Raw genomic sequence first — 25,849 nt, forward strand, 5'->3', positions numbered from 1 at the left:
ATAGTTGAGTTTTATATGTGTCTAAGTGCTAGTTCATCAGGCTCAATTCTTATGGTCTGCTCACAGCACTCCTCTAAGCGTTCAAGAAGTGCACTCTTCCCCGATCCTGTCCGGCCAAGGACTATGCACTCCGATGTACTTATATCCTCTAATACATCGTAGTCCCCTGTTTCAACGAAACATTCTTTAAGAAATTTTGAGTCATTCTCGGCATCGACTTCACCTATTGACATATGCCTTCTAAATACAAAATCTTTTTTTGCCTCTTGAGTCATATATTTCAATCCTTTGAAATATTCCGTTAATAAAATTCAAGTGATTATAAATTTGATTATATTTTAACAGTTCAATATAAAAAGGTTGTAGTAGAAATCGCCATTTGGGCTGTTCATCACGCTATTTTTCCCCGAAACGCGCTTGCCAGAGCGATCTGGTGCAAGGGGGGGAAAAGATCGGGGGCTTTATTGCCATTGGGTCGTCGCCATATCGTTAAAGTTTCCGGGCCTTGGCCGGTAGTCAGCCGTTCGCAGTTGGATATCCACTTTCTACCTAGACCCGCAGGCTGCCGCGAAAGCCCCTGGCGGCATAGTAGGACTGGGCGCCATTGTGGTAGAGGAAGACGCTGTCGTAGCGGCGATCGCAGAAAAGGGCTCCTCCGAGTTCCCTTATCGCCTCTGGGGTCTCGATCCAGCTCGATGTCTTGGCATCGAAGCAGCCGAGCGTCTGAAGCGCTCGATACTCGGCTTCCGTCAGCAGCGTGATGCCCATCTGCTCGGCCATCTCGGTCGCAGAGCCCGCCGGCCTGTTCTCCTTCCTGGATTCCAGCGCGGCGTTGTCATAGCAGAGGCTTCGGCGCCCGGTTGGGCTCTCGGCGCTGCAGTCACAGAAGATGAACTGCCCGGTCCGCGTGTCCTGGCCGATGACATCGGGTTCACCGCCGCTGCGCTCCATTTCGTGGAGCGAGAGCAACGACTGCGGGTTGGTGTCCAGCCTGGCGCGCACCTGTGACCAGGGGAACCCCTCGTGACGCTGCGGGTGCTGCTCAAAGCGGGCCTGCAAGGTGGCGAGCAGGTCGTCAATCTGCTCCTGGGTCAGGTTCATCATGCTGTCTCCTTCGCGGGATCCTGCGCCATTAGAAACTCATCGCCAGGCCGATGGAGTAGCCGCTGGTGTTGTGGCTGAACATATAGCGGGCCACCAGCCGGGTGCGGGTGATAAAGATGTCGTACTTGCTGCTGTCGAGCTCGAGGCCAAGGCCCAGGGAGTTGAGGCTGTTGAAGCCGAGCAGGCCGCGCTGCTCTCCCAGGTACTCGGTTCTGGCGCCCTCCAGCACATAGCGCAGCGGGCGATCCAGCAGGGTCCAGGTGAAGAGCGGAGCCCGGCGCCGCAGGTAGAGCCCGAGGTTCTCCGCCTCGGCCTGCCCCGTGATGCTGTCGGCGGTGCCGGTGAAGCTCTGCAGATGCTGATAGGAGTAGCGCAGCTCGACATCTATGTCCTGTGGCTTGGAGAAGAGCTCGTAGTCGAGCATCAGGGATCCCCCCAGGCCATATACATTGAGCCGGCCGCCGTCGAGGAAGTCGAGGTTCCTGCCCGTCCTGTACTGGAGCAAGGCGGCACCGATGCGCAGATCGCTCGCCACCGTGCCCAGGGTGAAGTTGGCGATGGGGCGCAGCACCAGGTTGCCGCCAAAGCGGTCGCGGTGCAGGCTGAAGTCCCAGCCGATGCCGCCGGTGGCGCTCAGGCTGTTCCATTTGGTGGGGATGGTGCGGCTCTCGTTGCCGTCGGTAAACACGAACTGGGGATCGTAGCGGCTGTAGCCCAGGGTGCCCTCCAGATAGATGGGGAAGCCCTCGCTCATGGTGGCGCCTCCGCCGAGCTGGGTGATGGTCAGGGCCGAGCTTTCGTTGGTGCCGCCCCCTATGTCCAGGTTGCTGGCGGTGATGTCCGGCACCACGGTGAAGCTCATCAGGGAGACGACCGCATTGGCCCGCTGCTGGACGAGGGCCCCGTCATTGGCCAAGGCTGTCTGGCTGAAGAGTCCGAGCCCGCTCAGCAGAAGCATGCCTGCATGAAGATGAGAAGAGGGGAGATGCGCCATACCTAGCTCCATGGACCTCCTCGTCCACTGAGGAGTCCTTACACTGTAACGGTTTTTCTACCGTCATGGCAGCCCGCCTTGGTGCCAACTGACTATATTCTTTGCCATTTTACGGCGCAGACCCGAGGGGGATCTGGTGGCGAGACAACCTTGCCGCCAGCGCACCGGGTTGCCGGAGCAGGATGCCGGCGTATCCACATAAATGGCAGACATTAATTTATTGTTCAGTTCCCCGGGTGTATAACGGGCCTCCCGCAGGAACTTATGGGGGTGGTACCAGGGAGGGGTGGCCAGACCGGGCCTTTGGGCCGTCATGACGGATGCGCATTACGATGATGGGAGTCATACCAGATGCAGGACATGCTGCTTGCCATATGGCATCAGGACTTTGAGCAATTAATACAACTGCAGGCTGTCGGTCTGCTCGTCACCTGTCTGGTGGTGATCCTCTTTCTGGAATCGAGCTTCGTCTTTTTGCCGCTGCCGGGGGACAGCCTGGTGCTGCTGGCCGGTGGTCTGGTGGGCATGGGAGTGCTCGGGCCCGAAGTGGTGTTCCTCTATCTGCCCCTGGCCGCCGGCATCGGCAGCGTGATGGCGTATTGGCAGGGCCATGCGCTCCACGGCACCCGCTTCATGGGACAGGTGGAGCGGGTGATCCCGGAAGGCAGCCTGCCCCGCGCCTCCCGGCTGCTCGATCGCTATGGCTTCTGGGCCATGTTCGTCTCCCGTTTCATTCCCTTCGTCAGGGTGCTGACGCCCATGCTGATGGGGATCTCCCGCCTGAACCTGCTGCGGGTGGCCATGAGCAGCTTTGCCAGCGCCTTCCTCTGGGCCCTGGCCCTCAGCATGGTCGGCAAGTTCATGATGGCGACGCCGCTGCTGGCTGACCACCATGAACTGTTGACCAAGTGCCTGCTGGTGACCTCCTTCGCCCTCTTCGTCATCGCCGTGGCCGCCATCGGCATGCGGCTGTTCAGGCGCTCGGCCAAGAGAGCGCGCTGAGTTGAGAGAGGAACGGGCCTGCCGCCCGTCCCTTCTCCCCGAGTCGCCCGGTCAGGCGGCTCGCCCCGGTGGCGTAAAAATACAGGCCATTTGAGGCGGAAATCCTGATGCCTATCTGTTACACTTCGCGCCCGCCATTTTCCGGCTCATCTTCTGACGTCATGTCAGACCCAGCCGTCCTTGGCCCCAAGCCTCGCCGAGGCCGTGCCACACGCCGGCCCAGGCCACTTAAGCCAACTACAGCTCAGCTGGAACACAGGAACCCATTATGAGATTTGAATCGTTCGATTTTGCCCCCGAGATTTTGCGTGCCGTCTCAGAGTGCGGTTATCAGGAGATGACCCCTGTGCAGCAGCAGGCGATCCCGACCATTCGCCGTGGCAGCGACGTGCTGGCCAGCGCCCAGACCGGGACCGGCAAGACGGCGGCCTTTGCGCTGCCCATACTGCAACGCCTGGTGGATAACCCGGCCCCGGCCCAGCCTTCCAACGCCCGGGTGCTGATCCTGACCCCGACCCGCGAGCTGGCCGCCCAGGTGGCGAGCAACATCAACGACTTCGCCAAGTATCTGGACATCAGCGTGCTGACCCTGGTCGGCGGTGGCAAGCAGGATGTGCAGGCCCGCAAACTCAAGGCCGGTGCGCACATCATAGTGGCGACCCCGGGCCGCCTGCTCGAGCACCTGACCGCCTGCAACCTCAGCCTCTCCGGGGTCGAGACCCTGGTGCTGGACGAAGCGGATCGCATCCTCGACATGGGCTTCAGCGCCGATGTGCAGCAGATCCTGCAGGCTGTGAACAAGACCCGTCAGAACCTGCTGTTCTCCGCCACCTTCTCCGACGGCGTGAAGAAGCTGGCCAACCTGATGCTGGACAGACCGCAGATCATCAGCGTCAACAAGCAGAACTCCACCGCCGACACCGTCAGCCACACCGTCTATCCGGTGGAGCAGAAGCGCAAGCGCGAGCTGCTCTCCGAGCTCATCGGCAAGCAGAACTGGCAACAGGTGCTGGTGTTCGCCAGTACCCGCGAGAGCTGTGACGTGCTGGTGGAAGAGCTGAACCTCGACGGCATCAAGTCCGCCGTGGTCCATGGCGAGAAGGCCCAGGGCAGCCGTCGCCGCGCCCTGCGCGAGTTCATGGAAGGCAAGGTGCGGGTGCTGGTGGCCACCGAAGTGGCCGCCCGTGGTCTGGACATCCCGGATCTGCAGTACGTGGTCAACTACGATCTGCCGTTCCTGGCGGAAGATTACGTTCACCGCATCGGCCGCACCGGCCGCGCCGGCAAGAGCGGCATGGCCGTCTCCTTCGTCAGTCGCGAGGAGGAGCGCACCCTGCTGGAGATCGAGGCGCTGATCGGCCAGAAGATCCGCCGCATCATGGTGCCGGGCTACGAGGTGAGCAGCCGTGACGAGCTGATCAAGCAGTTGCAGGAGCGTCGCCGTTTCGGCAAGCGCCCGCAGCGGGAAGACAACGCCGCCGCCCAGGTGATGGCCGAGGCCAAGCTGCAGGGCCAGCGTCTCAAGCGTCTGGCGGCCGCCAAGAAGCCTCGCCAGTCGAAGTAAGCGGACAAGATGATGCAGGGGAGCCTTGGCTCCCGACTCAAGGCGCCGTTGGCGCCTTGATGCTGTTTACCGATCACCCAGAGGACGTGCGATGACCCCGCCAGTCAAGAACCCGCAAGATTACAATGAGGCCCTGCTCGACATGGCCACCCAGAGCCTGGCCGAGCTGGCCCGCACCGCAGAGCAGAAGGCGGGCAAGCGTACCCCGGCGCAAGAGAGCCACTTCCTCTGCACCTGGATGGCGGACTCCCTCAAGGAGAAACGCTTCTCCCGCCTGGTGATGGAGGACTTGAAAGCCTGGGTGCAGCTGGGTCGCACCCTGGGGGCCGGGGCCGATCTCAAGGGACTGCTGTCGCGCATCGTCTGCCAGTATGGCCGGGCCATGGCAGAGCCCGGGCAGTTGGGCGCCAGGCTCGCCACCCTGGTCGCCGAGCTGGAGAGCGCGGGTTGGCTGGTGTTTACCGACAGCGAACTGAGCGCCAGGCAGCGGCTGCTGAGCCAGGGCCAGTCCAGCCTGGTCATCTCCGCCAGCGAGTATCAGGGCCATATCGAGGGGGGGGAGCTGGTGAAGCCTCTTACCCTCTATGTGCGCGGGGATGAAAAGCAGTTGGCCGAGGCGGCCTTCAAGCTGGGGCTGCTGCTGAGCCAGGGTGACAAGAAGAGCACCCTGGTCAAGCACCACAAGGCCTACCGGCTGGTGCCGGGCAATGCCCAGCCCGCCCTGGCGCTCCTGGCCGAAGGCTGAGCCTGATCTGAGCCCTGAGGCTCATGCCTCCCTCATTACCCCGGCCCAGTGCCGGGGTTTTTGATGGCCAGCCGCCAGCGAGAATGGCGGAAGGGGAGCCGACTCTGGTCCAGGATCCACCGCGGCTCGCCGCCTGCACTATGAGGCGCCCTGGGGGAGGGGAGAGGCCGCGCCCGCGCCGAGCAGCCCCACTGCGCGGGCGGCGATCGCCAGATAATGGGGCGAGCGGGCCTGCTCCCGCCAGCAGCAGTGCACCAGCTTGATCACATGGTCGTCCAGGCTCTCGATAGCCCGCGGCAACACCTGCGCCCAATCCAGCCCAGCCGTATCCGGCCAGCGCTGGGCCTGCAACCTGGGAGCACCGACGGTGATGTAGGCGGCGGCCACCGCCTGCCACATCAGGCTCTGCCAGGGCGCTTTGTGCGCTGCTGGCAGGTGGCGCGCGACGATGGCGGCTGCCCGGCTGCCGGTCACCAGATGCAAGACGGTGAAGTTGCCGGTCTGCCAGTAGAGGGGCAGGGCGGCCTCGGCCAGCTGTGCCAGCACATCTTCCCCGCCAACGAGGCTTTGCGGCAGCGAGATCGGCCAGTCGGGATCGGCCGCCACCTGCCGCAGGCGGGCGGTGATCCACTCTCCCTCCCAGCGCGACCCCTCCCAATGGGCCGCCAGCCCCGCCAGTAGGCGAGTGACGTCCCGGCAGGGGGCCCCCTTTCCGGCAGGCAGGATCAGCGCCTCGCACTGCCAGGCGGCCAGCGCCGCCGCCTGCTCCCCCAAGTGGCCGTTTTCCAGTGCACAGGCGAAGCGAATAAGCGGATGAAAGGCGCCGCCTGCCGGGGAGAAACGCTGCGCCAGCAGCTCTTCGAAGCATGGCAGCCAGCCCTCTTCGGCGAATCGGCTTAGCAGTTGCTGGCGCAGTGCCACGAAGCGGGTCTCCTCCTCTTCGCCCTGGTTGTCCACCCCGGCGGGCAGGGCTTGAGTGGTCTGCCAGTGGGTAAAGAAGCGCTGCAACTGCCGGGGGCTGGCCCCCATCTCGTGCAGGGCGTGCAACGCCATGGGGCAGTGGTTGGTGGTGCCGCGACCATTGAGGGCGAAGGACTGGTTGGCATCGAGCAGGGCGTAGAGATGATCCATTAGCGTTTGACTCCTTTTGTCGGGGGAGACAGGATTATGCAAGTTGAAGTTAACTTGAGATCAAGGACGAAGATGGATCGCAAATGGCTGGCCATAGGCCAGATAGCCAAACGTGCCGGCGTGAACGCCAGCGCCCTGCGCTTCTACGAGCAGAAGGGGCTGATCCAGAGCCTGCGCAGCGAAGGCGGCCGACGTCTCTACCCCCAGGATGTGTTGCGGCGCATCGCCTTTATCCGGGTGGCGCAAGGGATGGGCCTCACCCTCGACGAGATAGCGGCGGCCCTCAGCGGGTTGCCCGATGGCCGCACGCCGGATCGCGGCGACTGGGAGCGGATCGCCGGTCAGTGGCAAGCGCTGCTGGACAGCCGCATAGCCGCCCTGCAACTGATGAGACGCAAGCTCACGGCCTGCATCGGCTGTGGCTGTCTGTCGCTGGAGCACTGCGCCCTCTACAACCCTGAGGACAGGGCCGCCAGCCAGGGAAGCGGCCCTCGTTACTTGCTGGGGGATCTGCCCCCCGCCACCGATTGAACCGCGCAGGCCATGGGCAGTGCCGGGTCAGCCTGGATGACTTTCAAGGAGGAAACATGGATCTGGAACAACTCAAACGGGAGCTGGAGCGCTTTGGCGAACAACATGACGAGGCGCAGCCATCCCGGGGCTGCAAGATGCTCAACATCACCCGTGACACCGGCGAACTGCTGGCGCTGCTGGTGCAGACGAGGGGCGCGCAGGCGGTGCTTGAGATAGGGACTTCAAACGGTTACTCCACCCTCTGGCTGGCCGAAGCGGTGAAGAGACTGAATGGCCGGGTCACCACCATAGAGCGGGATGAGAATAAGATCTCTCTGGCAGAGGCCAACTTTCAGCGTGCGGGACTGAGCTCCTGGATCACCCTGCTGGCGGGGGAGGCCGGCAGCCTGTTCCCCAGCCTGCCGACGGCGGGTTATCAGCTCATCTTTCTGGACTCCGATCGCCAGCACTATCAGGGATGGTGGCCCGAAATACGGCGCCAGCTTGCCCCTCGCGGCCTGCTGGTGGTGGACAATGCCATCTCCCATGAGTGCGAGATGAGGGACTGGATGGCGCAGGTGAGGCGCGATCCCGATTTTCTGACCTCGCTGGTGCCGGTGGGCAAGGGGGAGCTTCTGGTGGTGAGACGCTAGGGCGCATCACCGAGAGTCAGGCATAAAAAAACAGCCCCGCATAAGCGGGGCTGTCTGCCTGGGAAGACTCGGTCGGCAGCTTACACCGACAAGTAGTCCATGATCCCCTCGGCGGCCTTGCGACCCTCGTAGATGGCGGTCACCACCAGATCCGAGCCACGCACCGCGTCGCCACCGGCGAACACCTTGGGGTTGCTGGTCTGGAAGGCATAATCCGCCTGCTCGGGGGCCTTGATGCGATCCCGGCTGTCGAGCGCTATGCCGTGATCGGCCATCCAGGGCTGGGGGTTGGGCTGGAAGCCGAACGCCATCACCACCGCATCGGCGGCCAGCACCTGTTCGGAGCCCTCGATGACCACGGGATTACGGCGGCCGTTGGCATCCGGCGCGCCAAGCTCGGTGCTCACCACCTTGATGCCGCAGGTGCGGCCCTGGGCGTCCAGCTCCACGCCGATGGGCTGGAGGTTGAACATAAATTCCACCCCTTCCTCCTGAGCGTTCTTCACCTCCCGCTTGGAGCCCGGCATGTTCTCAGCATCGCGGCGGTAGGCGCAGATCACCCGATCGGCCCCCTGGCGGATGGCGGTGCGCACGCAGTCCATGGCGGTATCGCCGCCGCCCAGCACCACCACCTGCTTGCCGGCGAAGTCGATGTAATCGCTCTGCGCCTTCTCGAAGCCCAGCAAGCGGTTCGCGTTGGAGATGAGGTAGGGCAGGGCGTCATAGACTCCCGGTGCCTCTTCGTTGGCAAAGCCGCCCTTCATATATTTGTAGGTGCCGACTCCGAGGAAGACCGCATCGAACTCACCGAGCAGGTCGGCGAAGGTGACGTCACGGCCCACTTCGGTCTCGAGACGGAACTCCACCCCCATCCCCTCGAAGATCTCGCGACGGCGCTGCATCACCTCTTTTTCCAGCTTGAAGGAGGGGATGCCGAAGGTCAGCAGACCGCCGATCTCCGGGTACTTGTCGAACACCACTGGGGTGACGCCGTTGCGCGCCAGCACATCGGCACAGGCGAGGCCGGCGGGGCCGGCGCCGATGACGGCGACCCGCTTGCCGGTCTTCACCACCTTGGAGAGATCCGGGCGCCAGCCCATCTCGAACGCCTTGTCGGTGATGTATTTTTCGATGTTGCCTATGGTCACGGCGCCGAATCTGTCGTTCAGGGTGCAGGCACCCTCACAGAGTCTGTCTTGCGGGCAGACGCGGCCACACACCTCCGGCAGGCTGTTGGTCTGGTGGGAGAGCTCCACCGCCTCCAGGATGCGCCCCTCGTTGGCCAGCTTCAGCCAGTTGGGGATGTAGTTGTGCACCGGGCACTTCCACTCGCAATAGGGGTTGCCGCAGTCGAGGCAGCGATCCGCCTGCATGCCGACCTGGGCCTGGTTGAAGGGCTCGTAGATCTCCACAAACTGGATCTTGCGGATCTTGAGCGGCTTCTTGGGCGGGTCGACCCGCTGGACATCGATAAACTGGAATACGTTCTGGCTCATAGGGTTCCCTCCTTATTGCGCCTGGATTCTGAGTTCTGCACTAGAGCGGCTGGTGTGACCAAGCAGGGACTTGACGTCGCTGGACTTGGGCTTGATCAGCCTGAACTTGGGCACATAGGAGTCGAAGTTGGCCAGGATCTCCTCGGCGCGCGAGCTGCCTGTCTCGTTGAGGTGCGCCGTGATGATGCCGCGCAGGTGCTCCTGATGGATGGCAAGATCCGCCACGTCCAGCAGTTCCACCAGCTCGGGGTTGGTACGCTTGGCAAAGTTGCCGCACTCGTCCAGCACGTAGGCAAAGCCCCCAGTCATGCCGGCCGCGAAGTTGACGCCAGTGGTACCGAGCACGGTGACGATGCCACCGGTCATGTATTCACAGCCGTTGTCGCCAATCCCCTCGACGACCGCGAGGGCGCCTGAGTTGCGTACCGCGAAGCGCTCGCCAGCGGTACCCGCAGCGTAAAGTTTGCCGCCGGTGGCGCCATAGAGGCAGGTGTTGCCTATGATGGCCGCCTCGTGGGACTTGAACGCCACGCCGACGTGGGGTTTGACCACCAGCTTGCCGCCAGTCATCCCCTTGCCCACGTAGTCGTTGGCATCACCCGTGAGTATCATCTCGAGGCCGCCGGCGTTCCAGACGCCGAAGCTCTGGCCTGCGGTGCCGTTGAAGTGCACCTTGACCGGATCGGCGGCCATGCCCTGGTTGCCGTGGCGTTTGACTATCTCGCCGGACAGGCGCGCACCCACGGAGCGATCGGTGTTGCGGATGTCGTAGCGGAACTCGCCGCCGCTCATGTTTTCTACCGCCTCCAGCAGGTCGTCCACCATCTTGAGGTTCAGCGGCCCCTTGTCGAAGGTGGGGTTGTGCTGCTGGCTGAACAGGCTGGAGCCTGCCGGTGCCACCGGGCTTGCCAGGATGCCGGACAAGTCCAGCTTGGCCTGACGGGCGGTGAGGCCAGGCAGGGCTTCCAGCAGATCGGTACGACCGATGAGGTCGGTCAGCTGGGTGACGCCGAGCTCTGCCATCAGCTCGCGGGTCTCTTCGGCGATGAACTTGAAGTAGTTCATCACCATCTCCGGCAGGCCGGTGAAGTGCTCGCGGCGCAGCTTCTCATCCTGGGTGGCGACGCCGGTGGCGCAGTTGTTCAGGTGGCAGATGCGCAGGTATTTGCAGCCGAGCGCCACCATGGGGCCGGTGCCAAAACCAAAGCTCTCGGCGCCGAGGATGGCCGCCTTGATGATGTCGAGGCCTGTCTTGAGACCGCCGTCCACCTGCAACCGCACCTTGTGGCGCAGGCCGTTGGCCACCAGTGCCTGCTGGGTCTCGGCCAGGCCCAGCTCCCAGGGGGAGCCGGCGTATTTGACCGAGGTGAGCGGGCTCGCGCCGGTGCCGCCGTCGTAGCCGGAGACGGTGATGAAGTCCGCATAGGCCTTGGCCACGCCGCAGGCGATGGTGCCGACGCCGGGCTCGGAGACCAGTTTCACCGACACGAGGCAGTCCGGGTTGATCTGCTTGATGTCGAAGATGAGCTGGGCCAGATCCTCGATGGAGTAGATGTCGTGGTGGGGCGGTGGGGAGATCAGGGTCACGCCGGGCACGGAATAGCGCAGCTTGGCTATCTGAGCCGTCACCTTGTCACCGGGCAGCTGGCCACCCTCGCCGGGCTTGGCGCCCTGGGCCACCTTGATCTGTACCACGTCGGCGTTCATCAGGTAGTGGGGGGTGACGCCAAAGCGCCCCGAGGCCACCTGCTTGATGCGCGAGTTCTTCTCGGTGCCGAAGCGCTTGGGATCTTCACCGCCTTCGCCGGAGTTGCTCTGACCGCCGAGGCGGTTCATGGCCACCGCCAGCGCCTCGTGGGCCTCGGGGCCGAGGGCGCCGATGGACATGGCGGCGGAGTCGAAGCGGGGGAACAGCTTGGCCGCGGGCTCAACCTGCTCCAGCGCAACCGGGGTGGTGCCCTGCTTGAGGACGAGCAGATCGCGCAGGGTGGCGACGGGGCGCTCGTTCACCAGGCGGGCGTACTCCTTGTAATCGGCGTAGTTGCCGGAGCGCACCGCCACCTGCAGGGTCTGCACCACATCCGGGTTGTAGGTATGGTACTCGCCGCCGTGGACGAACTTCAGCAGCCCGCCCTGGGTCAGCGGCTTGCGACCGAGCCAGGCCTGGCGCGCCAGATTGACCTGATCCTGCTGGATGTCGGTGAAATCGGCCCCCTGGATGCGGCTGGAGACGCCACGGAAGCAGAGCTCGACCACGGAGCTGGACAGCCCCACGGCTTCGAACAGCTGGGAGCAGCGGTAGCTCGCCACAGTGCTGATGCCCATCTTGGACATCACCTTGTAGAGTCCCTTGTTGATGCCGTTGCGGTAGTTGAGCATGGCCTGGCGCAGGCTCATCTTCAGCACCCCTTCCTCGACCTGTTTGGCAAGGGTCTCGTAGGCGAGATAGGGGTAGATGGCGGTGGCGCCAAAGCCCAGCAGCACGGCGAAGTGGTGCGGGTCGCGCACGCTCGCGGTCTCCACCAGGATATTGGCGTCACAACGCAGGTTGTTGTCCACCAGGGTGCGCTGCACCGCCCCCACCGCCATGGCGGCCGGGATGGGCAGGGTGTCGGCACTGATGTCCCGATCAGAGAGCACCAGCAGCACGGTGCCATTGCGCGCCTTGTCGGCCGCGTCGGCACAGAGCCGCTCCAGGGCCGCCTGCAGCCCCTCTTGGGGTTGGTAGTTGAGGCTCAGCACTGCATGACGGTAGTGCTCCCCTTCCAGTGCCAGCAGCTGGTGGAAGTCGGAGTAGAGCAGGATAGGCGACTGGAACAACACCCGGTGGGCGTGGCCGAAGGTCTCGTTGAAGACGTTCTGCTCGCGGCCGATACAGGTGGCCAGCGACATCACGTGGTTTTCCCGCAGCGGATCGATGGGCGGGTTGGTCACCTGGGCAAACATCTGGCGGAAGTAGTCGTACAGGGTACGCTGGCTGGAGGAGAGCACCGCCATCGGGGTGTCATCCCCCATGGAGCCCACCGCCTCCTGGCCGTTCTCGCCGAGCACGCGGATCACCTGATCCAGCTCCTCGTAGGAGTAGCCGAACAGTTTCTGATAGGTCTTGAGCTGATCGTCCGGGAACTCGCGGGCGCCTGTGCTGGCGTCATCCATCTGCTCGAACGGCACCAGTCGCTTGCAGTGCTTGTCCATCCACTGCTTGTAGGTGTGGCGGCTCTTGAGATCGTCATCGATCTCGAAGCTGGTCCACACCTTGCCGTTGCTGGTATCCACCACGAACAGCTCCCCCGGGCCGACCCGGCCCTTCTCCAGCACTTCGTCCGGGGTGTAGTCCCAGGTGCCGACCTCGGATGCTAGGGTGATGAACTTGTCCTTGGTGATGACGTAGCGGGCCGGGCGCAGGCCGTTACGATCGAGCGCGCAGGTAGCGTAGCGGCCGTCGGTCATGACGATGCCGGCCGGGCCGTCCCAGGGCTCCATGTGCATGGAGTTGAAGTCATAGAAGGCGCGCAGGTCGTCATCCATGTTCGGGTGCTTCTGCCATGCAGGCGGGATCAGCAGGCGCATGGCCCGGAACAGATCCATGCCGCCGGCCAGGAAGAGATCCAGCATGTTGTCGAGGCTGGAAGAGTCTGAGCCCGTGGTGTTGACGAAGGGGGCGGCCTCCTGCAGATCCGGGATCAGCGGGGTGGCGAACTTGTAGCTGCGCGCCTTGGCCCACTGGCGGTTGCCGGCGATGGTGTTGATCTCGCCGTTGTGGGCGAGGTAGCGGAATGGCTGCGCCAGCGGCCAGCGCGGGCTGGTATTGGTGGAGAAACGCTGGTGGAACACGCAGATGGCGGCCTGCATGCGGATGTCGGCGAGATCCAGATAGAAGCGCGGCAAATCCACCGGCATGCACAGTCCTTTATAGACGGTGACCAGGTTGGAGAGGCTGACCACATAGAAGTAGTCGTCGCTGATGCGTTTCTCGATGCGGCGACGCACTATATAGAGGCGGCGCTCGAGATCCTTGTCGACCCAGCCGGGAGGCGCGTTGACAAAGACCTGTTCAATGCTGGGCAGGGACGCCTTGGCGATGGGACCGAGCACATTGGTATCGATGGGCACCTTGCGCCAACCGACCAGACTCAGGGTCTCTCTTTCCAGCTCCTCGTCGATGATGTCGCGGGTCTGCTGGGCCAATACGGGGTCCGGGTTGAGGAACAGCATACCCACCGCGTAGTTGCGGCCCAGGTGCCATCCCTTCTCTTCGGCGACAGCGCGATAGAAGCTGTCCGGTTTTTGCAGCAGCAGACCACAGCCATCGCCGGTCTTGCCGTCGGCGGAGATGCCGCCGCGGTGCTGCATGCGAGCCAAGGCTGACATCGCGAGACGGACAAGCTTGTGGCTGGCTTCCCCTTCCATGTGGGCCAACAGGCCGAAGCCACAGTTATCCCTCTCCAGCTTTGGATCATATAGTGACATTGCATTTCTCCCTTGCTCGGCCTTCCATCGCACTGTCATCAACAGACTGCATAAATTGCGATTGGCTCTTGTGGTTCCGTCCGCCTGAGGTGGCGAATCTCCAAACTAATGGGATTTTCGAGCAAGGTCAATTGGACATCCCGCTTGTTTGCAATGTTACACCGCCATAACAAAATGCGGGTTTCAGAGACTAAATTCGGTTTTTGCTATACAAAAACCTATTGAATTAATTTTCTTTGGTTTATTAAGCTGACAATGATGGTTTTGGTGGTTGACTGCTTCGCGTCACCTGACTGTAGTAATTTTACCAATCCATTCCGTCGGGGGCGGGCGGGGATCACATTTCAGAATCCTGAGTCTTGCATTTATCCGGATGCGGGCTAAGCGATATTTTTGCAGTGCTAACAGCCGGTTAGAGAGGGGTAATTGCTCCACTTCTCCCTCATTGTCGAAGGCTTGTGGTTTCCAAAAGTAACCTTAAAACCCTGTCTGTGGGTATTTATCGCACGCAATGTGAATATTTATATGATTTTTGGGGGCGGGGCGGCTTGATCCAGCTCAGCCTGGGGACGGGCCTCTGCCAGTACAATGACAGCTCATATCGGAGGTGTCATGCAGTTACACGAACTCATCAATACATTCGGCCAGGATCTCAAGCAGCGTCATGGCCAGAAGATCCACAAACTCTCCATCCACGGCGCCTTCACCTGCCCGAATCGGGACGGCACCCTGGGCCGCGGCGGCTGCACCTTCTGTAATGTCTCCTCGTTTGCCGACGAATCGACCCAGCAGCTTTCTGTCGTGCAACAACTGCTGGCACGCCGGGACGAAGTGACCCGCGCCAAACGCTATCTCGCCTACTTTCAGGCCTATACCAGCACCTATGCCGAGGTGGAATACCTGCAACGCATGTATGAGGAGGCGTTGTCGGTCAGCGACATGGTGGGGCTCTGTGTCGGGACCCGGCCCGACTGCGTGCCGGATGCGGTGCTGGATCTGCTGGCGGGTTATCAGGCCCGTGGCTACGAGGTGTGGCTGGAGCTGGGGCTGCAGAGCGCCCATGACAAGACGCTGCAGCGCATCAACCGGGGCCACGGCTACGCCGCCTATGCCGACGCGGTCGAGCGGGCCCATAGGCGCGGCATCAAGGTCTGTGCCCATCTGATCGTTGGCCTGCCCGGCGAGGTGCCCATGGATAGCCTGGAGACCCTGCATCGCATCGTTGCGACCGGGGTCGAGGGGATCAAGCTGCATCCGCTCCACGTGGTGGAAGGGAGCACCCTTGGCAAGGCGTGGCAGGCAGGGCGGCTGGAGGTGCTGACCCTGGAACACTATGTGGAGGCGGCGGTGGCCATGATCCAGCACACGCCCCCCGAGGTGGTCTATCACCGCATCTCGGCGTCGGCGCGCCGTCCGACCCTGCTGGCTCCAGCCTGGTGCGAGAATCGCTGGACCGCCATGGCCGAGATTGCCGCTGAGCTGACTCGTTCAGGCCCCCAGGGGCATGCCCTGGGCCGACCCTTCTCGCTCGCTCCTTTTAATGAGTGACGACTCTAATTTCATTAAAAAAACAGAGGGTTATTAGATGAAATTCAGTCTTTGCAGTATAGTTTCGTTCAAGTCGCCTTGATAAGATGGTCGGCTTGAAAAAGATATTGTTATCAATAACTCTTTAGTAATTAATGGACCGGGCAGGATATCTCGCACTCCTTGCCGTCATCAGATGACGTGCGTGGCTCCTCTCTCCCCGGCTTGACGATGTGTGAGTCTGGCGATGGCATTCGATGCCACTGCCCAGTGCGCTAATTGGGTTGTCGGTTCGCGATGATGGGATCTGCTCTGCATTCACAGGTCGCCACCAGGTTCCGGGTGATGATTTCCCTGCGACAACCGTCTGAATCATGTTTTGACAGGATGCTATGCAAGCAGAAACCAGCCATATAGATGAACTATTGGAATGCCTAGTCTTTTTGACCCGTTTTTATGGCGTACCCAATAGTCAGGATGCCCTCACCACGGGCTTGCCACTGGTCTCGGGCCGTCTGAGTACGGCGCTCTTCAGCCGCGCTGCCGAGCGTGGCGGTTTGTCCGCCCGTGAGGTGATCCAGCCACTCGAAAACATCTCTCCCCTGCTGCTGCCCTGCGTCTTGCAGACGCGGCAGGGCGGCGCCTGCATCCTGTTGGAGTGGAACAAGGAGAGGAGCCAGGCCAAGGTCATCTTCCCCCAGGCCGGTGATGCGGCGCAGTGGGTCAGCACTGCCCAGCTGGGTGACGAGTACAACGGCCGGCTGTTCTTCGTCAAGAAGCAGTTCAAGTTCGATGAACGTTCCCCCAAGGTGCTGGAGACCCGGGATGGTCACTGGTTCTGGAGCACGCTGTTTGAATCCCGTGGCATCTATCGCGATGTGCTGATCGCCTCCATCCTCATCAACCTCTTTGCGGTGGCCAGTCCCCTGTTCACCATGAATGTCTACGACAAGATCGTGCCCAACCTGGCGTTCGACTCCCTCTGGGTGCTGGCGGTCGGGGCCATGGTAGTGTTCACCTTTGACTTCGTGATGCGCCAGTTGCGCAGCTACTTCATCGACATTGCCGGCAAGAAATCGGACGTGCTGCTGTCAGCCAAGATCTTTGCCAAGGTGATGGGGATGAAGATGGAGTCCCGCCCGGCCTCGACGGGGGCGTTCGCCAAGCATCTGCAGGAGTTTGAATCGGTGCGGGAGTTCTTCACCTCCGCCACCGTGTCGACCCTGATTGATCTGCCGTTTGCGGTGTTCTTCCTCTTCATCATCTGGCTGTTTGCCGGCGTCATGGTGGTGGTGCCCATCGTCGCCATGCTGATCCTGGTGGCCTACAGCTTCTATATCCAGGCACCGCTCAAGCAGTCCATCGAGGAGGGCTCCCGTCTGGCCTCCCAGAAGAACGCCAACCTGATCGAAAGCATCTCCGGCCTTGAGACCGTCAAGATCTTCGGCGCCGAGAGCATGTTCCAGCACCGCTGGGAGCAGGCGGTGTCCCACATCTCTACCTGGGGCGTGCAGACCCGTCGCATCACCAACTCCATGTCTTCCCTGGCGAGCTACATCCAACAGGTGGTGACCGTGGGCTTGGTGATTGTCGGGGTCTACCAGATCTCCGAAGGGCTGGTGACCATGGGGGGCATGATCGCCGCCGTCATGTTGTCCAGCCGCGCCATCGCGCCCATGGTGCAGCTCTCCGTGCTGTCGACCCGCTACAACCAGGCCAAGTCCGCCCTGGAGATCCTGGAGAAGATCATGATGACGCCTGGCGAGCAGGAGGAGGGCAAGCAGTACATTCACCACCCCATCATCCAGGGCCGCATCGAGTTCGAAAACGTCTCCTTCAAATACCCGGGCATGGAAAGCAGCACCCTGCACAACATCAACCTGCGCATCGAGCCGGGCGAAAAGGTCGCCATCATAGGACGGATCGGGGCGGGCAAGACCACTCTTGAGAAGCTGCTGATGGGGCTCTACCGACCGACAGACGGTCTGGTACGCCTCGATGGCTTCGAGCTGGATCAGCTGCCACCGGCCGCCATTCGCCGCAACATCGGCTGTGTGCCGCAGGATGTGACCCTCTTCTTTGGCTCGGTGCGGGACAACATCATGCTGGGCAACCCGCTGGTGGATGATGCCCGGGTCGTGCGCGCCGCCAAGCGGGCCGGCGTCACCAACTTTACCAATCGGGATCCCAATGGGCTGGACCGGCAGATAGGCGAGGGCGGGCGTCAGCTCTCAGGTGGTCAGCGTCAGGCCATTTTGCTGGCCCGTGCCCTGCTCAACGATCCGCCCATCCTGGTGATGGATGAGCCAACGTCCAACATGGACAACCAGTCAGAGATGCATGTGAAGCAGGAGCTGGCCAGACTGGGGCCTGAAACCACGCTGATCCTCATCACCCACAAGACGTCCATGCTGGATGTGGCCTCCCGGGTCATCGTCGTGGAGCAGGGGAAGATAGTGGCTGACGGCCCCAAGGAGACGGTGCTGCAACAACTGAAGGAAGGCAAGGTGCGGGTACAGGAGACGGCCAATGGCTAACAACTGGTTCAAGAAAACGGCACCAGACACAGTGTTGCCCGCCTCCGAGCACCTCGAGTATGTCGACGACGGTGCCGCCGCCGTCTTGCTGAGCACGCCAACCCGCGCCAAGGTGCTGCTCTGGGCCTGCTTCCTGTTCTTCATGAGTGCCATCATCTGGGCCGCCTGGGCCGAGCTTGACGAGGTCACCGTCGGTCAGGGCAAGGTCATTCCATCTCGCCAGCTGCAGGTGATCCAGAACCTGGAAGGGGGGATCGTCAAGGAGATCTTCGTCAAGGAGGGGGACATAGTCGAAAAGGGGCAGCCTCTGCTGCGCATAGACGATACCCGCTTCAAGTCGGATTTTCGCGAGCGTGAACAGGAGCTGGTGATCCTCAAGGGCGACATCGCCCGTCTGCGTGCCGAGATCCGCAGTGTGGTGGTCAAGAGAGAACCCAACCTCGGCTGGCGTGAGCAGGTGGTCATCGACAAGCAGCCCATCGACTTCCCCGAAGGGTTCGAGAACGTCTTTGCGGAATATGTGGCCCGTGAAAAATCGGTCCAGGACGAGCGGCTCAACAACTTGAACAACCAGCTCTACATACTCGGTCAGCAGATCGAGCAGAAGGAGCAGGAGACCATAGAGCTCAATGCCAAGATAAGGACAGTGAGTCGTAGCGTGGATCTGGCCCGCCAGGAGCTGAACATCAGCCGGCCTCTCGCAAAAGAGGGTATAGTTCCTCAAGTGGAGCTAATTAAACTGGAGCGGCAGGTCAACGAGATGCAGGGCGAGCTGGAAGCCAACCGCCTGCTCATCCCCAAACTCAACTCGGTGCTGCGGGAGACCATCTCCAAGCGCAATGACATCGCCTTGAAGTTCCGAGCGGACTCCCAGACCGAGCTCAATGAACGCCAGGGCAAGCTGAGTCAGTTGTCCGAGGGCCAGGTCGGTCTGCGGGACAGGGTCGATCGGACCAGCGTGATAGCGCCTCTCAAGGGCACCATCAAGAAGCTCAAGATCAATACCCTGGGGGGGGTCGTGCAGCCGGGCATGGATCTGATGGAAATCGTGCCGCTGGAGGATACCCTGCTGGTGGAAGCCAAGGTTTCCCCCAAAGACATCGCCTTCCTGCGACCCGGACTGGAGGCCGTGGTCAAGATAACTGCTTATGATTTCACTGTTTATGGAGGTTTACATGGCAAGGTTGAGCAGATAAGCGCCGACTCGATCCAGGATGAGGAGGGCAACTCCTTCTATCTGGTTCGGGTGCGTACCGAGAAGAGTTATCTGGGCGATGAGCTTAACGCACTTCCCATCATCCCCGGTATGTTAGCCAGTGCAGATATTATTACTGGTAAAAAAAGTGTCCTAGACTACTTGCTCAAGCCCATCCTGCGGGCTAAGCAGTCGGCACTGAGAGAACGATAAGCCAACAATCTAAAAACAACATGACTGGAGATACCATGAAGAAGACGATTGTTGCCATGCTGGTTAGTGGCACCATACTGTTCCCGGGCCTGAGCCAGGCACAGACACTGGAACAGTCAGTGGCACAGTCACTGGCTACCCATCCGAAAATCAAGGAAGCTTTTGATCTCTATCAGGCACGACTGTACCAGCATGATGGAGCCAAGGGCGGCTACTATCCCACCATCGATCTGCGTGGCGGCGTTGGCTACGAGAAGACCGACAGCCCCTCGACCCGTGCGGCGCCCGCCAACTCGCAGACGATCGATGATTCCATGACCCGCAAGGAAGCCGGGATCAGTCTGCGCCAGATGCTGTTTGACGGTTTCGATGTCAGCAGCAACGTGGCCCGGACCGATGCTGCCGCCCAGGCCCAGCGTCTGGCCATGATCTCCGAGGCGGAGAACACAGCCCTGCGGGTGGCCGAGGTGTACCTCAACATGCTGCGCCAGCAGGAGATCCTGGAGCTGTCCAAGCAGAACCTGGAAACCCACGAGCAGATCCGCAGTGACATCCAGAAACGGACAGACTCAGGTTTGGGTTCGACGGCGGACCAGACTCAGATCGATGGTCGTGTGGCTCGTGCCTACTCCAACCAGGCGGCCGCGGAGAACAACTATCGGGATGCCGAGAGCGAGTTCATCCGTGTCGTGAATGAGGTGCCCAAGGATCTGGTACAACCGGCCCCCAACAGCCAGTTGATCCCTGCCACCCTGGAGGACGCACTGAAGACGGCCACCGAGGTTCACCCGACCCTGCTCTCCTCCCTGCAAGACATCGAAGAGGCCAAGTATCAGCATGAAGGCTCCAAGTCCGGGTTCTACCCGAACGTGGCCTTCGAGGTGGATCAGAACTGGAACGAGGACATCGATGCGGTCAAGGGACGCAACGACGATCTCACCGCCATGGTCCGGATGCGCTACAACCTGTTCCGTGGCGGCTCCGATCTGGCTGAAAGCAAGGCCACCTCGGCACTCTATTCCCAGGCAAAAGACATTCACCTGAATGCTTTCCGTCAGGTGGAAGAGGGGACCCGTCTCGCCTGGAATGCCAAGGAGTCGCTGGCCAAGCAGAAAGTCTTCCTGAAAGAGCACGTGGACGCCAGCTACGACACCGTACAGGCGTACAAGAAGCAGTTTGGTCTGGGGCAACGGACCTTGCTGGACGTGCTGAACACGGAGAACGAACTGTTCGAGGCTCGCCGCAGCTACATCACGGCCGAGTATGATGCCCTGCTGGCGGATTACCGTATCCTCAATGCCACCGGGGGACTGCTCAATGCCATGAATGTACAGCAGCCCGCTGACTGGCAGGCCAACAACAACTGATGGTCATCGTGCTGATGCCATATCAGTCAGAAGAAATGGCTGCAGCTTGCTGCAGTCATTCTTTTATGCGTTTGGCTCTCAACTGAAGATTGCAATGGCATGCCGCAGGGGAAACATGTGACATCGTGGTGCAAGGCTGGGAGCCGCGGGCTCTTCTGGCCAGCATGGCTCATCCGCCCCGTGCAGCGTTGGCGGCTCCAGCTGTTGTGGCTGGTGCTGCTGTCTATCCCTCTGTTGCTCAGCGCCAGCCAGCCCTTGTCGTCGGAAGATCTGAAGCTGGTCAAGCGGGCGGAGGAGACCTACGGCTCTCGTGCAGGCAAGCGGGTCACCAGCTGGCGCACGCTGGCCATGCAGAACCGGGCTGCGGGTCTGACGGAACGGCAGAAACTGGAGAAAGTGAACCAGTTTTTCAATCAGATGCGGTTTATCGATGACATCAAGCTGTGGCACAAGAAGGATTACTGGGCGACCCCGCTGGAGTTTTTGGGTGCGGCTGGCGGAGATTGTGAAGACTTCAGCATTTCCAAATACTTTACGCTGCTGGAACTTGGCATTCCGGATGAAAAAATGCGGATGGTATATGTCAAGGCATTGGATTATAACCAGTTTCATATGGTTGTTGCCTATTATGAGACGCCAGCATCAGTGCCTCTCATTCTGGACAACCTTGTCGGTGCCATTCGCCCGGCCAGTCAGCGGGCGGATCTGGTGCCAATTTACAGCTTTAACGGTAGTCACTTGTGGTTGATGAAGGCGCGTGGTCAAGGGGAACTGGCCGGGCAATCATCCCGCTTGGGATTATGGACTGACTTACGCAATCGCATGACTTCAGGGCGATTGGCTCGGCCTGTGGTGAATTTGGATGATTAACCTATGACGCTCTACAGACAACTATTGGCAACCATGCTGTTACTGTTCGGATTGCTGTTTGCCGCCACCTATTGGGTACAGTTCAATTCGACCCGCAACTATCTGGCGCAACAGCAGGAGACCACAGTCATCAACACCTCCACCGCCCTGGGTCTGGCGTTGACGCCTTATCTGGAGAACGGGGACAAGGTGAGTGCCGAATCCGTCATGAAGGCCGTGTTCGACGGTGGCTACTATCGGCTGGTCCGCCTCGATCTGCTGGCTTCCAAGGATGTCATCGAGCTGGAAAACAGCAGCGACATTCAGGGGGTGCCGCAGTGGTTTATCGGGCTGGGCCTCTTCCCTGAGGTATCCAACGAATCCATTCTGACCTCGGGCTGGCTGCAACTGGGCAAGCTGAAGATAGTGGGCCATCCGGGACAGGCCTACTACGAGCTCTGGAAGGGGATGAGCGAGCTGGCGACCTGGTTCCTGGTGGGCTTCCTGATCACCACCATACTGCTGATGCGGGCACTCAACTACCTGCTCAAACCGCTCAAGCTCATCTGCGAGCAGGCGGTCGAGATAGAGCTGCACCACTTCGGGCACGCCATTCCCGAGCCCAAGAGCCGCGAGTTGAAACAGGTGGTGCAGGCCATCAACACCCTCTCGAGCAAGCTGGCGGTGCAGTTCAAGGAGCAGGCCGATGAAGCCGAAAACCTGCGCGCTCGCGTCTATGTGGATGCGGTCTCCGGGCTCGGCAACCGCTCCTACTTCGTGGGGCAGGTCAATGCCTGGATCGCCGAGGCGGGACAGGGGGGCGTCATGCTGGTGGCCGTCGACATGCTGGACGATCTCTATCGTGAGGAGGGCTATGCCGCGCGGGACAACATGGTCAAGTCCATCGCCCAGGTGCTCAGGGAGTTGCTGGACGGCTGGGATGGTGCGGCGCTGTCCCGGATCTCGGCCACCGAATATGCCCTGCTCTGTCCTACGGATGATCTGTCGCAGCTCAAGGATCTGGCGGAGCTTATCAATAGCCGTATCGCCGATCTGGTGGTCAATCCCATGGGTGAGAGCGGTGCGCTCTCGGTCGTCGGGATTGCCGGCCGTGATGGCGATGATGATCTCTCCGCCCTGCTGACCAAGGCGGACAATGCGCTGGGCAAGGCGCGTAACGAGCGGCGGGGTGCCGTCGTCATGGAAGGGGGCTCGGATCAGGGATTGATGGGGCGTCTGGCCTGGCGTGATCTGGTACAGGATGCAATGGCCCGAAACCTGTGGCGCTTCAAGGCGCAGCCTGCCTGCCGCTTCGATGATGGCACGCGCCTGCATGCGGAGCTGTTTGCTTCCATCTCGCGCGATGGGACCGACTATTTTGCAGGCCAGTTCTTGCCCGCCATAGAGCAGTTCCAGATGGGCGCCGAGTTTGACAAGGCCGTACTGGAAGCCTGCGTGCCCTTGTTCAGGCAGCAACCCGAGCTGGTGCTGGCGGTCAACATCACCGCAGGGTCGCTCTGCTCGGATGAGTTCCTGACCTGGCTGAGAGACTATCTGGCCGTGAACGGCGAGTTGAAGGAGAGGCTGCTGTTCGAGATCCCTGAGGCCGCCATCATGAAACACAAGCAGCATGTGACCAACCTGGTCGACGTGCTGCGAGAGCAGGGCTTCCTGTGGGGGGTCGATCACTATGGTCGTCACTTCCAGTCCCTGGGGTATCTCGAGGAGCTGGCTCCTGCCTACGTCAAGGTGGATCATGGCTATACCAGCCAGGTCATGGAACCGGGCGCCGATACCTCCTTCCTGGCTGCGGTCTGCCGGGCAGCCCACAATGCGGGTGTCACGACCATCGCCACCCGAGTGGAAGATCAGCAGCAGGTCGAGGTGCTGGCCAACCTGCACATAGACGGTTACCAGGGCTTCGTTCATCCGGCATTCCCACTGCCGTGAATCAGGCAATCATATTGAAAGGGGTCCCAATGGGGCCCTTTTTTATATCCATTTAGAATATATGAAGGTGCTTTTCTGCGATGGAGATACAGAAAGCCTGAAAGACGAGTTGTTAGTTTATTGATTTATCTGTGTAAAAAACATTCATTCGATTCGCTGCATCGGATGAAGCCAAACAGATTCAATGTTGTACATTTTTGCAACTGAAGCCCGCTGAACGCGCATCTAGAGTGTAGGCATCAAGATCTGTCACCCTGGAGCAATGGATATGCGCACCCAAATCATCGACAAAACCGTCGTCGTCTCTTCCGTGGAAGGCAATGTTCAGATCCTGCTTGCCGATGGCAGCAGCCGTCCTCTCCAGCCTGGCGAGATATTGCAACCGGGCGCCAAGCTCAATATTGCCGACGATGCGAAATTGATGTTGGCACCCTACGATGACAACCCCGGACAGGCCGCAGCCGCCCCTGCCGAGACAGATACACCGGCGGAAGGGCAACCCTCATCATCGGCCGAGAACAGCAACCTCCCTCCAGAAATTGCGGCCTTGCAAGAATCCATCCTGCAAGGGGTCGACCCGACTAAGAACTTTGAAGCCGCCGCAGCCGGCGGGGCGCCTGCCGCAGGTGGGGGGGGCGGCATCGGCGGGGTCGCGGGGGCCAGTGGCAACGGTGGCTTTGTCGTCATCGATCGTATCGGTGATGCGACCATAGCCGAGGCCGGATTCGATACCAGCTATGATGCCTTGCTCGATCAGAATGTGCTGCAGGAAGACGATCTCCTGCCAGAGAATGAGCTCGATGATCTGGATGAATCTGAAGTCACCCAGGAAGACCAAGCCATCAGTGGCAACCTGCTGATCAACAGCAGCAACTCGGATGGTCCTCAAGACACATCCATTGTTTCCTATAGCTGGGGCAGCAACATCGGCATTCTGGCCGGTGTCGAGAGCTCATTGGAGGGGATAGGCACCCTCATCATCAATGCCGACGGCTCCTACACCTTCACTCCGGCACTCAACTACACAGGCCCTGTGCCGCCGGCCAACTACATAGTGACCGATGGCGACGACACCAATAACTCCATTCTGACCATCACCATTACCCCCACGGATGAGACAGTCTCCTTGGGCGGGCTGCAGGTCGAAGGGGGCGAGCTTGTTCTGAGTGAAGCCGCATTGGCCGATGGCAGCAGCCCGAATGCTGCAGGCCTGACCAAGAGCGGCGCCTTCACCTTCAATGCGGCAGATGGCATCCAGAGCCTGGCTCTGGGTGGCGTGGTACTCATCAGTAACGGTCAGGTCATCAGTAGCTTCCCGCAGGCGATCCCGAGCCCTCTGGGCAATCAACTGTTGGTGACAGGCATCAGTTACAACCCGGTGACAGGCGCTGGCACTGTGACTTACAGCTACACCCTGAGCGATAACGAGGCTCACACTCAGCCAGCCAATGACACTGCCCTGACCGAAAGTTTCAACGTCGCGCTGACGGACAGCGACGGTGACAGCACCAGCGCCAGTCTGGATGTGGTGATACTGGATGACGTGCCCAGCGTGAGCCTGCTCCCTGGGGCCGGTGAGCTGGGTGTGGTCAGCGTGGACGAGAGCTTACCTGCCTTGGATGGTGCAGGCAGCGATGGCATAGGCAGTGCAACCCTGGCGGCAGCCGTGGTGCAAGCCCAGTTCAGCCATGCGTTCGGTGCGGATGGTGCGGGCAGCATCGGCTACAACCTGGCCCTCACTGGCAGCAATGTGGCGAGCGGCCTCTATGCGGTTGATCCGCTGGCCGCCAATGGCCAGGGCGCGCAGATCCTGCTCAACCAGGTAGGCAATGTCATTACCGGCAGCGCCAATGGGGTGAGCTACTTCACCCTCACCATAGATCCGGCCACCGGCGCCGTGACCCTGAACCTGCTGGACAATATCTGGCAAGGTGATACCAGCAGCCATGATGACAGCGTCAGCCTGACCCTGAACAGCGGCGTGCTGACCCTGGTGCAGACCGTTACCGATGCCGACGGTGACAGTGTCAAGGCCAGCCTCGATCTGGGAGCCAGTGGGGTGTTTCGCTTCGAGGACGATGGCCCGGCTTCAGGCTTGGCCGTCGAGCTCCAACGTCCAGGCTTCATTGTGGTGGATGAGAGCCTGCCAGCCCTGGATGGGGCAGGCAGTGATGGTATTGCAAGCGCGGTGTTGAGTGGTGCCGCCGTACAGTCCCAATTTACTCATGCCTTTGGTGCGGACGGGGCGGGCAACATCGGCTATAACCTGGCCCTCACTGGCAGCAATGTGGCGAGCGGCCTCTATGCGGTTGATCCGCTGGCCGCCAATGGCCAGGGCGCGCAGATCCTGCTCAACCAGGTAGGCAATGTCATCACCGGCAGCGCCAACGGGGTGAACTACTTCACCCTCACCATAGATCCGGCTACTGGCGCCGTGACCCTGAACCTGCTGGACAATGTCTGGCACGGCAATACCGGCAGCCATGATGACAGCGTCAGCCTGACCCTGAACAGCGGCGTGCTGACCCTGGTGCAGACC

18 protein-coding genes are annotated in these 25,849 nt (G+C 61.0%); 12 read left to right on the forward strand and 6 right to left on the reverse strand.

The window, feature by feature from the left end; genetic code table 11:
- Positions 1-11 precede the first annotated feature (11 nt).
- The 3 genes from AC1IN8_RS20530 to AC1IN8_RS20540 all read right to left on the reverse strand — a co-directional run bounded on the left by AC1IN8_RS20530 (position 12) and on the right by AC1IN8_RS20540 (position 2,098).
- The gene (locus AC1IN8_RS20530; RefSeq protein ID WP_479760420.1) at positions 12-275 is read right to left on the reverse strand and encodes a hypothetical protein; all 264 of its coding nucleotides are present in this window, start codon (positions 273-275) and stop codon (positions 12-14) included.
- Between the two features lie 274 nt (positions 276-549).
- Entirely contained in the window at positions 550-1,104 is a 555-nt protein-coding gene (locus AC1IN8_RS20535; protein ID WP_479760421.1) for a DUF4256 domain-containing protein, read from the reverse strand.
- Between the two features lie 28 nt (positions 1,105-1,132).
- The gene (locus tag AC1IN8_RS20540; protein ID WP_162519211.1) at positions 1,133-2,098 is read right to left on the reverse strand and encodes an autotransporter domain-containing protein; all 966 of its coding nucleotides are present in this window, start codon (positions 2,096-2,098) and stop codon (positions 1,133-1,135) included.
- A gap of 351 nt (positions 2,099-2,449) precedes the next feature.
- Here AC1IN8_RS20540 and AC1IN8_RS20545 point away from each other — a divergent pair, with 351 nt between their 5' ends.
- From AC1IN8_RS20545 to AC1IN8_RS20555, 3 genes are all read left to right on the forward strand, one after another.
- The gene (locus AC1IN8_RS20545) at positions 2,450-3,100 is read left to right on the forward strand and encodes a DedA family protein (RefSeq protein WP_139436690.1); all 651 of its coding nucleotides are present in this window, start codon (positions 2,450-2,452) and stop codon (positions 3,098-3,100) included.
- A 268-nt stretch (positions 3,101-3,368) separates the two neighbouring features.
- Positions 3,369-4,664 (forward strand): DEAD/DEAH box helicase, encoded by a 1,296-nt coding sequence (locus AC1IN8_RS20550; RefSeq protein WP_479760423.1) that lies wholly within the window; start codon positions 3,369-3,371, stop codon positions 4,662-4,664.
- A gap of 91 nt (positions 4,665-4,755) precedes the next feature.
- On the forward strand, positions 4,756-5,409 hold the full coding sequence (locus AC1IN8_RS20555) for a DUF2913 family protein (protein WP_247626500.1): 654 nt from the start codon (positions 4,756-4,758) through the stop codon (positions 5,407-5,409).
- 138 nt (positions 5,410-5,547) lie between these two features.
- Here the strand turns inward: AC1IN8_RS20555 and AC1IN8_RS20560 are convergent, their stop codons facing one another.
- Positions 5,548-6,540, reverse strand: coding sequence for a questin oxidase family protein (locus AC1IN8_RS20560; protein WP_479760425.1), 993 nt, complete (start codon positions 6,538-6,540; stop codon positions 5,548-5,550).
- Between the two features lie 72 nt (positions 6,541-6,612).
- On the opposite strand from AC1IN8_RS20560, the gene soxR reads away from it, so the two are divergent.
- On the forward strand, positions 6,613-7,071 hold the full coding sequence (gene soxR / locus AC1IN8_RS20565; RefSeq protein ID WP_479760426.1) for a redox-sensitive transcriptional activator SoxR: 459 nt from the start codon (positions 6,613-6,615) through the stop codon (positions 7,069-7,071).
- Between the two features lie 56 nt (positions 7,072-7,127).
- On the forward strand, positions 7,128-7,706 hold the full coding sequence (locus AC1IN8_RS20570) for an O-methyltransferase (RefSeq protein ID WP_479760428.1): 579 nt from the start codon (positions 7,128-7,130) through the stop codon (positions 7,704-7,706).
- 80 nt (positions 7,707-7,786) lie between these two features.
- On the opposite strand, the gene AC1IN8_RS20575 is transcribed toward AC1IN8_RS20570, so the two are convergent.
- Complete coding sequence (locus AC1IN8_RS20575; RefSeq protein ID WP_479760429.1) at positions 7,787-9,202, reverse strand: FAD-dependent oxidoreductase; 1,416 nt, start codon at positions 9,200-9,202, stop codon at positions 7,787-7,789.
- A gap of 12 nt (positions 9,203-9,214) precedes the next feature.
- Positions 9,215-13,672, reverse strand: a complete 4,458-nt coding sequence (gene gltB, locus AC1IN8_RS20580) for a glutamate synthase large subunit (protein WP_479760431.1) — start codon at positions 13,670-13,672, stop codon at positions 9,215-9,217.
- A gap of 612 nt (positions 13,673-14,284) precedes the next feature.
- On the opposite strand from gltB, the gene mnmL reads away from it, so the two are divergent.
- The 7 genes from mnmL to AC1IN8_RS20615 form a co-directional block, all read left to right on the forward strand.
- Positions 14,285-15,220, forward strand: a complete 936-nt coding sequence (gene mnmL, locus AC1IN8_RS20585) for a tRNA modification radical SAM protein MnmL/YtqA (protein WP_265436277.1) — start codon at positions 14,285-14,287, stop codon at positions 15,218-15,220.
- 371 nt (positions 15,221-15,591) lie between these two features.
- Positions 15,592-17,736 (forward strand): type I secretion system permease/ATPase, encoded by a 2,145-nt coding sequence (locus AC1IN8_RS20590; protein ID WP_247626493.1) that lies wholly within the window; start codon positions 15,592-15,594, stop codon positions 17,734-17,736.
- Positions 17,729-19,144 (forward strand): HlyD family type I secretion periplasmic adaptor subunit, encoded by a 1,416-nt coding sequence (locus tag AC1IN8_RS20595; RefSeq protein ID WP_139436706.1) that lies wholly within the window; start codon positions 17,729-17,731, stop codon positions 19,142-19,144. Before AC1IN8_RS20590 ends, AC1IN8_RS20595 begins: the two co-directional genes overlap by 8 nt.
- A 35-nt stretch (positions 19,145-19,179) precedes the next feature.
- Positions 19,180-20,511, forward strand: coding sequence for a TolC family outer membrane protein (locus AC1IN8_RS20600; protein WP_139436708.1), 1,332 nt, complete (start codon positions 19,180-19,182; stop codon positions 20,509-20,511).
- 99 nt (positions 20,512-20,610) lie between these two features.
- Positions 20,611-21,381 carry a transglutaminase-like cysteine peptidase gene (locus AC1IN8_RS20605; RefSeq protein ID WP_241672779.1) on the forward strand — a complete coding sequence of 257 codons (771 nt, stop codon included), beginning with the start codon at positions 20,611-20,613 and terminating at the stop codon, positions 21,379-21,381.
- A gap of 3 nt (positions 21,382-21,384) precedes the next feature.
- Positions 21,385-23,310: an EAL domain-containing protein gene (locus AC1IN8_RS20610; RefSeq protein WP_139436710.1), complete on the forward strand. Its 1,926-nt coding sequence runs from the start codon at positions 21,385-21,387 to the stop codon at positions 23,308-23,310.
- Between the two features lie 268 nt (positions 23,311-23,578).
- Positions 23,579-25,849, forward strand: a 2,271-nt coding sequence (locus AC1IN8_RS20615; protein ID WP_479760434.1) for a retention module-containing protein, incomplete at its 3' end; no start/stop codon positions are given.

The sequence above is a fragment of the Aeromonas sp. 130281 genome, from assembly GCF_056642115.1.